Source organism: Enhygromyxa salina (genome assembly GCF_000737335.2).
Classification (GTDB): domain Bacteria; phylum Myxococcota_A; class Polyangia; order Nannocystales; family Nannocystaceae; genus Plesiocystis; species Plesiocystis salina_C.
On the sequence record NZ_JMCC02000015.1, the window covers coordinates 143,401 to 151,327 of the forward strand.

7 protein-coding genes and 1 pseudogene are annotated in these 7,927 nt (G+C 69.4%); 1 reads left to right on the top strand and 7 read right to left on the bottom strand.

Annotated elements, in window-relative coordinates; all coding sequences use genetic code 11:
* The first annotated feature begins 25 nt into the window (after nt 1-25).
* Nucleotides 26-1,045, top strand: coding sequence for a hypothetical protein (locus DB30_RS08110; protein ID WP_146658277.1), 1,020 nt, complete (start codon nt 26-28; stop codon nt 1,043-1,045).
* A gap of 255 nt (nt 1,046-1,300) precedes the next feature.
* Here DB30_RS08110 and DB30_RS08115 read toward each other — a convergent pair whose 3' ends face one another.
* The 7 genes and pseudogenes from DB30_RS08115 to DB30_RS08145 all read right to left on the bottom strand — a co-directional run.
* Nucleotides 1,301-1,579 (bottom strand): hypothetical protein, encoded by a 279-nt coding sequence (locus DB30_RS08115; protein WP_052547495.1) that lies wholly within the window; start codon nt 1,577-1,579, stop codon nt 1,301-1,303.
* Between the two features lie 234 nt (nt 1,580-1,813).
* Nucleotides 1,814-2,686 carry an SH3 domain-containing protein gene (locus DB30_RS08120; RefSeq protein WP_146658278.1) on the bottom strand — a complete coding sequence of 291 codons (873 nt, stop codon included), beginning with the start codon at nt 2,684-2,686 and terminating at the stop codon, nt 1,814-1,816.
* Nucleotides 2,683-4,518 (bottom strand): BatD family protein, encoded by a 1,836-nt coding sequence (locus DB30_RS08125; protein ID WP_052547497.1) that lies wholly within the window; start codon nt 4,516-4,518, stop codon nt 2,683-2,685. The genes DB30_RS08120 and DB30_RS08125 overlap by 4 nt, the downstream gene beginning before the upstream one ends.
* Nucleotides 4,518-5,384 carry a tetratricopeptide repeat protein gene (locus tag DB30_RS08130; RefSeq protein WP_052547498.1) on the bottom strand — a complete coding sequence of 289 codons (867 nt, stop codon included), beginning with the start codon at nt 5,382-5,384 and terminating at the stop codon, nt 4,518-4,520. Before DB30_RS08130 ends, DB30_RS08125 begins: the two co-directional genes overlap by 1 nt.
* Complete coding sequence (locus DB30_RS08135) at nt 5,381-6,607, bottom strand: vWA domain-containing protein (RefSeq protein ID WP_146658279.1); 1,227 nt, start codon at nt 6,605-6,607, stop codon at nt 5,381-5,383. Before DB30_RS08135 ends, DB30_RS08130 begins: the two co-directional genes overlap by 4 nt.
* Complete coding sequence (locus DB30_RS08140; protein ID WP_052547500.1) at nt 6,604-7,635, bottom strand: VWA domain-containing protein; 1,032 nt, start codon at nt 7,633-7,635, stop codon at nt 6,604-6,606. Before DB30_RS08140 ends, DB30_RS08135 begins: the two co-directional genes overlap by 4 nt.
* Nucleotides 7,632-7,927, bottom strand: a pseudogene (locus DB30_RS08145) (hypothetical protein); the annotation flags it as partial. The gene DB30_RS08140 and the pseudogene DB30_RS08145, both read right to left, overlap by 4 nt.

Genomic DNA, 7,927 nt, shown 5'->3' on the forward strand with positions numbered 1-7,927 from the left:
CACAATGGGGGCTATGTTCGGCGCCGTGTGGAAGCCACTCACGCTCGTGCTGCTGCTCGCCGCGCCGCCGGTCTCGGATGACCCGGCGCCCGTGCCCGCGGGCGAGGCTGAGGGCCCAGCCGCCCCGCCATCAAAGGTCGAGGGGCCAGCCGCGGTCGACCCCGACGCTCCCGATGCCCCCCCGCCTGACGCACCTCCGCCCGCGCTGAGCCCGGATCCCGAGCAGCCCGGCGCGTCGTCATCGATCCCGCCAAACTCGCGCGGCGGCTCCGGTGGATCACCGTGGGGCACTCCGGCCTCGCCCACGACGTCCCCGAGCCCAGGCCCAAGCCCAAGCCCGGGCTATCCCCCGCCCGCCGAGTACGAGTACCCCGAGCGCGACCTCGCTGATCTGCCCTTCGGCGCGACCGCGGCCCGCAAGTCGGCGGTGCAGCGCAACAACGACGTGCTCGTCCGCCCCTTCAATCGCCCGGTCTACTCGATCGCGGCCTCGGGTCGGTTCGGGACCTTGCTCGGTGGCGGCACCGACATCATGCAGCCGTTCGGCTACGGCTTCGCCGCCCAGCTGCGCATCCACTTCGCCGCCGTGGTCAGGTCGCGGTTTGGCGTGGAGGTCCACGCGGGCCACACCCGGTTCAGCCAGCGCAAGTCCTACGAGGGCTTCGACGAGAGCAGCCCGATCACGCGGACCACGTTGCTGACCGACACGGACTTCAGCGCCGGGCCCTCGATGCAGATCCCGCTTGGACCGCTGTTTTTGCAGTTTGGCGGCAGCGCTGGCGTGGCGCTGTCGACCCTGTTTCGTCCGCAGTCGGCCGAGGTCAGCGACGACGAGCAGGTCAGCACGAGTAACTTCATGTTGCGCGGCGGGGCCAGCATTGGCGTGCCCGTGCTCAATCGTCACGGTCTGACGATTGGCGCTGGGGTGCATCACATCTTCTCGCCTCGCGAAGTCGTGATCGATCCACAGGCCGCCGAACCCGAGACGACCCGCCCATTCGGAACCTGGCTAGAGGTCCTACTGGGCTACCAAATTTGGTTTTAGACCCCCACAGGCGCCTTCGCACTTCGCAGGTCACTCGCTTCGCTCGCTCCCGATCGGCTGGCTGTCCGCGGGGGCATGTGTGGCCCCCTCGAAGGGGGCTCGATTCGCTCGCGCGAACATCTCTGGGGGGCTCGATTCTCGAGCGAGCATCTGTTTTCAGCTCGGGCGAGGGCTTCTCGCCCGCTTGCGGACGCCTTCCTCGACTGGTTCACCGTGGGCAGCGAACTCTGGGGCTCGATTCGCTTGGCGAACGCCTCAGCCGGCAATGGCGGCTGCGGGCTGGCTGGATCGGATCCGCAGGCGGTACACGCTATTTTCGGTCTCGACGTAGAGCACCTCTTCGTCGGAGGTTGTCAGCACGCGACGGACCGACGTCGTGACCATGCGTCGGCCATTGGGATCCCGAAACAACACCATGCCCCGACCCACGACCGGGGTGGACAGCAGGTAGCCCTCGTAGATCCGGCCGACCGTGGACGTGTTCGACGAACAGTCCCGGGCAGTTCGGATCTTCGTTGCGACCACCGACAGCACCGTCTCGTAGAGTATCGCCAGGGCCGCAAGGGCGCCACGGCATTTTTGTGGCTCGATCCTGCGCGGCTGGCTTGCTCTTGTCTGGCGCGCGGGCGCCAAGCGAAGGTCTGATTGGTCCAAATGGCATGTGGACGGATGTGGGACAGCTCGGGCGAGGGCTTCTCGCCCGCTAGTCCGGTTCACCGTGGGCAGCGAACTGTTTTCAGCTCGGGCGAGGGCTGGTTCACCGAGGCACTAATTCAGTTTGGCAGCTGGGACCGCGTTGGTGCGCGTTCGCTGGGGCGGTTGGTAAAGCCGCGCGATCGAGTCGACAGCGACCCAGCCCTCTAGACCGCCAGGCAGCCGCACGCGCAGCCACCCGGAACGTTGGTCGAGCACGCGTACGTGTGAACCACCTTGCATCGTGAACGCGACGGGTAGATGCGCGCCGGGACCCTCACGAACGTCGACGACGGCGTCGAGCACGACTGCGTCTGGGTGATCTGCGTCGGCGCTGATCGCAAGCGCGTGGAGGCCACCGCCCATGCCAAACACCAACGCAAACACGAGGACCAGCGCGCCCCCAATGCCGCGGGTCTCGCTGGCTCCCTTGCGAGCCCGCCAGCGACGCACGACCACCGTGCCGACCAAGAGCCACGCGCTGACCAAGCTGATCCACGCCAGCGCTTGGCCCGCGAGCACGCCGACGACGAGATCCCACCAGCTTGGCGGGCGGGAGATCCTCGCGTCGTTGACCTCGGCCTGAACCTCGGCTTGGCGGCGAACGATGCCCCGGTTGCGGCGCGCCGCTTCGGCAACCTCGACGCTGGGGCGCGCCTCGGGCTGCAGCGCCCGCTCGAAGTGATAGGTCGCGCGACCGAGCTCGCCCAGCTGCGCGTACGCGGTGCCAAGATCGTAGTCGAGCTGGGCGGAGCGACCCGGCAGCAGCTCGAGCGCGCGCTGCCAGTGCTCGATCGCGCCAGCCCAGTCGTTGGCGGTGGCGGCCTGGCTGCCTGCGGCGTAGGCGTCGTCGACCACGTCCGCGCGCGCGGGGGCCGACCATCCAAGTGACAGACCCAGCGCCAGACCCAGCGCCGGCAACCCACGCTTCGCAGATCGTGCGCTCATGCGCGCCTCCAGCTGCGACGTCCGAGCAACGCCCGCGCGCGCTCGAGGTGCTCGCGTCGCTGCGCGACCTCGCCGCTGCCGGCCCCAAACCGAGCGGCGTCGCAGGCGTCGAGCAGCTCGCGCAGCTGCGCGACCTCTTCTGCTGCGACCCCGCGCGCGTCGAGCAGCGCCATGAGGCGCTCGCGCGTCAGCCCAACACCGTCAGGCCCGGCGCGCAGGACGGCGGCGGCCTGCAAGAGCGAAGCGAGGCTGGGGTAGAACCCTTCGCCGCTGTCGACCGCGGCGTTGGCTTCGTTGAGCAGCGCACGGCGGCGCGCCAGCTCCTGGTTGCGCGCGCGGGCGTCGTCGTCGGGGCCAAAGCGCGCGCGCAGCCGGGTGCCGAGCCAGCCCAGACCCAACACGGCGGGCGCGCTGAGGCTGGCCAACCACCAGCGCTTGGGCGTCAGCCAGCGCTCGCGCGGCGTGACCCGGGGCAGGGTGTCGCTCGCGATCGCTGGCGCGAGCAGCTCGTCGTCGCCGCGGTTGCTGTCGTCGTCGCGCTTGGCGACCGGCTCGGCGCTTGGTGTCGCGTCGGGGTCGGCCTCGACCGCGAGCTTGATCGGCTTGCTCTTGGCGACCCGATACTCGCCAGCCTCGGGATCGAAGTAGGGCAGCTCGAACGCGGGGATCTCCAGCTCGCCCGCCTCGTCGGCGATGACCAGCATCGTGTAGACCCGCGAGCCTTGCAGCTTGGCCTTGCCCAGCTCGAACTTGGGGGTCTCGGGCTTCGGCTCGTAGCTGCGCATGCCCTGCATCGGCGGCGGCTCGGGTAGCTCGATCAGGGCGATGTTGCCGGTCCCCGAGATGCGCAGCGACAGCCGGACGGCCTCACCCTGGATGACCTCGGCGCGGTCGACCTCGGCGCTGATCCGAAACTGCCCGACGCTGTTGGGCCGAAACCCCGTGGGCCGATCCGCGGTCGGGAGCGGCCGGACCTCGATCGCCAAGCCGCGACCCATGTAGCTCTGTGGTGGGCCGCTGCCGCCAAAGAACGGCCCGCTGAGCTCCTGCAGCTGGACCTCGGGCCCGCCGATCGTCAAGGTCCCCGCCTTCTGCGGAAACAGGGCCCGGCGCATGGTCTCGTGCACGCGATAGGGCACGCCACCGACCATTCGCTGCTGGGTGTTGCGGCGCTGCTGCTGTTGCTGCTCGGGGGTCTGCAGATCCTCGGACCAGAAATCCTTGAAGGTCGGCGCCGCGGCGATCGTGAGGTTGCCGCGGGCCCGCTCCCAGATCTGCAGCTCGTAGATGATCTGCTCGCCGACGTACGCGGTGGCCTTGTCGACCACGGGCCACACGATGACCTCGGCGTCGGGGGTGTCTGGCGCGTCGCTGGCCTTGTCGTGCTCGAGCTCGGGCTCGTAGTCGTCACCGGTTGCGATCAGCTTGGGGGTGGTCGCGGGCCGGTAGACCTGACCGGCGATCTCGAGCTCGACCTTGATCGGGTGCTCGCCAGCGGTCCGGGGGGTCAGCACGTAGGTGAAGGTCTTGGTCGAGCGCCGGACCGAGCGCCCGCCGCTGTACTCGACCGACAGCCCCGACGAGGTCCCGCGCGACGTGACCGCGACCTGGTCCAAGCCGACGAAGCGCGGGGCCGGGATCGCTTGACCCTCGGTCGAGACCTCGACCTGCAGGTACACGGACTGGCCAACCTCGATCTGCGCGCGACCGAGGGTGACCTGGACCTCGACCTCGGCGGCGCGGGCGAGCGCCGGGACACCGACCACCGCCAGCGCGGCCACGCCTGCGGCGGCCGTGCCCAAGAAGCGACGGCGGTCGATCGGCGGGCGCATTACCAGTCTTTCTCCACTTCGCGCTTTGACCCGCGAGGCCGACCGAACATGAACGCGTCTTGGCGATCGAGCTCGTCGAGCGCGGAGTCGAGGTCACCGGACTCGATCGGCTGCGGCTGCGCCTCTTGCTGCTCGCCAGGCTTGGGCTCGGGCTGCTCCTGCTCCTGCTCGTCTTGCTCTTGCTCGCCGTCCTCGCCAGGTTCTTGCTCGGGCTGCTCGGGCTCTTGCTGGTCTTGCTCGCCGTCCTCGCCAGGCTCTTTGTCCTGCTCGTCCTGCTCTTGCTCGCCGTCTTCGCCGGGCTCTTTGTCTTGCTCGCCGTCCTCGCCCTGCTCGCCGTCTTCGCCGTCCTGCTTGTCTTCTTGGTCCTGCTTGTCCTGCTCTTCTTGCTCTTGCTTGTCTTTTTCCTCTTGCTCGCGCTTGCGCTGCAGAGCGAGCTCGAGGTTCCACTTGGCGTTGTCGTGGTCGGGCAGCGCCCGCAGGCACTCGATGTAGGCGCTGATCGCCAGCTCCCAGTCCTCGGCCGCCATCGCGAGGTTGCCCAGCTCGTAGTGCGAGGAGGCGCGGACCTGGATCTCGCTCGACTCGGTCCCGTGCTCGAAGGCGGCTCGCGCTGCGTCTTGGTCGCCCTGTGCGAGCAGCACCAGGCCACGATCGTAGTAGAGCTCCGCCCGCTCACCCCGTCGCGCGACCGCGGCGTCGAGCCGCTCGGCCGCGCTGTCGAGCTCGCCCGCCTCGTACGCCTCGATCGCCGCGTCAACGTCTGGGTCGGTGTTGGCGAGCGCCGTTGACAGCCAGCCGGGCTCGTCTTGATTGCCGATCCCAAACAGCCCGACAGCGGCGAGCAAGGCGAACGCGTGGACCCTCATGAGCTTGCCTCCTCGAGCTTGGGGGTGGTGGCGCTGGCGCCCACGAGGTGCGCGTCGCGTGCTTGGGCGGCCGGCGGGCGGCGGCGATCTCCGATCGCCAGGGCCCCGCACAACAGCAGCACCGCTGGGATCAGGAAGAACAAGAAGCCCTCCTCGCGGTGGATCTCGATCGATTGCTCGCGCTGGGCGGCGGACAGACCTTCAACGAGCCCGCGGACCTCGTCGAGGCCAAACCGCTCGGCGTCCACGTGCACGTACTCGCCCTTGGTCGCCTTGGCCAAGCCCTTCAGCGTCTCGGCGTCGAGCCGGGTCATCTGTGGCTTGCCCTCCGCGTCGGTCGCGTAGCCGGTTGGCTCGCCGTTCTCGTCGTAGCGCATGATCGGCTCACCCGAGGTCGAGCCGATCCCGACCGGGTAGATGCGGATCCCCAGCTGCGCGGCCTTCTGGGCCAGCTCGAGCGGGCGCCCGAGGGTGTCCTCGCCGTCGGTCAGCAAGATGATGATCTGATCGGCCTGCTCGACGACCGCGGGATCTTCTTCTTGACCCGGCAACAGCGCGGGCTCGTCGGGCTCCCCCCCAGCACCGTCGCGCCGAACGGCGACCAGCAGCTCGATCGACTTGTCGAGCGCCTTGCCGATCGCGGTCCCGCCTGGGTTCTCGAAGCGTGGATCCGCGTGGCTCAAGAACAGCGAGAGCACGCCCATGTCGGAGGTCAGCGGGAACGCCCGGGTCGCGCCCGCGAACACCACAACCCCCACCCGATCGCCCCGACGGCCCGACTCATCGAGGAACCGGGTCAGCTCGGCCTCCAGCCGCTCGCTGCGGCTGGGGTACACGTCCTGGGCCAGCATCGACTTGCTGTAGTCGACCGCCAGCACGATATCGAGGCCGCGGGTGGGCAGGACCTTGGCCTTGCCGCCGTACTGCATCCGCATCATGCCCAGCACGATCGCCGCGAGCGCCAGCACCGTCAGCAGCGCGCGGATCAGTCGCTTGCCTGGATCCACCGTTGCCAGCAGACGCGCGAGCAAGATCGGGTTGCCCAGCCGCTCGACCGCCTGCCGACGCTGGCGAGCCGCCCACAGGTACGCCCCGATCGCGAGCGGGACCAACAGCCCCAGCCACGCGTAGCCAAGCTTGGCAAACACCAGCTCGGCGAGGTTGGCCCCGGTCTCGTCCTCGACCCACATGCGGGCCAACAAAAGCCGCGCTCCGAAACTCATGGGAACCTCCGAAGCCGGGTGGTGCGCAGCCCGATGTCGAGCCCCAGCAGCAACAACACCGGCCACAGCAACCAGCCAAATAGCTCAGCGCGGATCTGCTCGCCCTCGATCTCGGACCGCTCGAGCTTGTTGAGTAGATCCTGAAAGCTGGTCTGCAGCTCGCCAACGTCTTCGGCCAGGTACGCGTAGCCACCGGTCGCGCTGGCCAGCCGCTCGAGCTGGCCGGGATCGATGCTGGCCGCGCCGCTGGCTTGGCGACCCATCAGCACCGTGTAGATGATCACCCCGCGCTCGGCGGCCTTTTGCGCGACCGAGTCCGGGTCGATCCCGTCGGCGTTGTGGACCCCGTCGGTCAGCAACACGATGATCTTGCTGGCCGCGGGGGAGTCTTCCAGGCGGTTGAGCGCGACCCCCAGGCCGGCGCCAATCGCCGTCTGGGTCCCGTCGATCACGCCCAGCCGCAGCTGCGCGATCAGGTTGCGCAGCACGCCGTGATCCATGGTCAGCGGGGCGATCGTCGAGGCGTTGCTGCCAAACACGACCAGCGCGACCCGATCATCGCGGCGGCGGGCCACGAAGTCGTCGATGACCAGCTTCGCCGCCGTCAGGCGATCTGGGCGAAGGTCGTCGTTCTTCATCGACTCCGAGAGATCCAGCGCGATCGCAATGTCGATGCCCTCGTGCTCGATCCGCTCGCTCAGCCGGGTCGACTGCGGCCGCGCGCAGGCGACCACCAAGAGGAACACCGCCCCGAGTCGCAGGCCGTCGGGGAGGTCGGCCAGGTAGGTCGCAAACCCGCGGCCGATCCGATCCAGGCTGCGCTTGCGGGTGAAGTGCATCGTCGCGGGCCGCGGCGCGAGCCAGGCGCGCAGGGCCATGGCGACCAGCGGGACCAGCAGCAGCAACAGCCACAGCGGCTGCCCGAAGATCACGTGACGGACCCCCTCGCCGAGCCGGGCGGCGATCAGGCCAAGGCTGATCGCCGCGGCGACGACCCCGAACGCGAGCGTGCGCAGGTACCAGCTCACTGGTCTTCCTCCTGCGCTGGCTCCTGCGCTGGCTCCTGCGCTGGGTCAGGCGCCGCCTCGCCCGCGTGGTCGGGTGTCGCCTCGCGCGCCAACTTCTGAGCCTGCTCGCGCTTCGAGTCGGACGCGGGGACATCACCCGCCTCGCTCGAACCGGCCGGCGCCTCGTCGCCCGACGCGGCCTCCGCCGCGTCGCTTGGCTCGGTCGCCGCTGGGTCGCTTGGCTCGTCGGGTGTCAGGTCGCTTGGCTCGGTCGCCGCTGGGTCGCTCGGCGAGCCGGGTGTCGGGTCGCTCG

Coding starts and splice junctions, on each gene's coding strand:
- DB30_RS08125 (WP_052547497.1), bottom strand. CDS start 4,518: ATGCGCCCGCCGATCGACCGCCGTCGCTTCTTGGGCACGGCCGCCGCA.
- DB30_RS08120 (WP_146658278.1), bottom strand. CDS start 2,686: ATGAGCGCACGATCTGCGAAGCGTGGGTTGCCGGCGCTGGGTCTGGCG.
- DB30_RS08130 (WP_052547498.1), bottom strand. CDS start 5,384: ATGAGGGTCCACGCGTTCGCCTTGCTCGCCGCTGTCGGGCTGTTTGGG.
- DB30_RS08135 (WP_146658279.1), bottom strand. CDS start 6,607: ATGAGTTTCGGAGCGCGGCTTTTGTTGGCCCGCATGTGGGTCGAGGAC.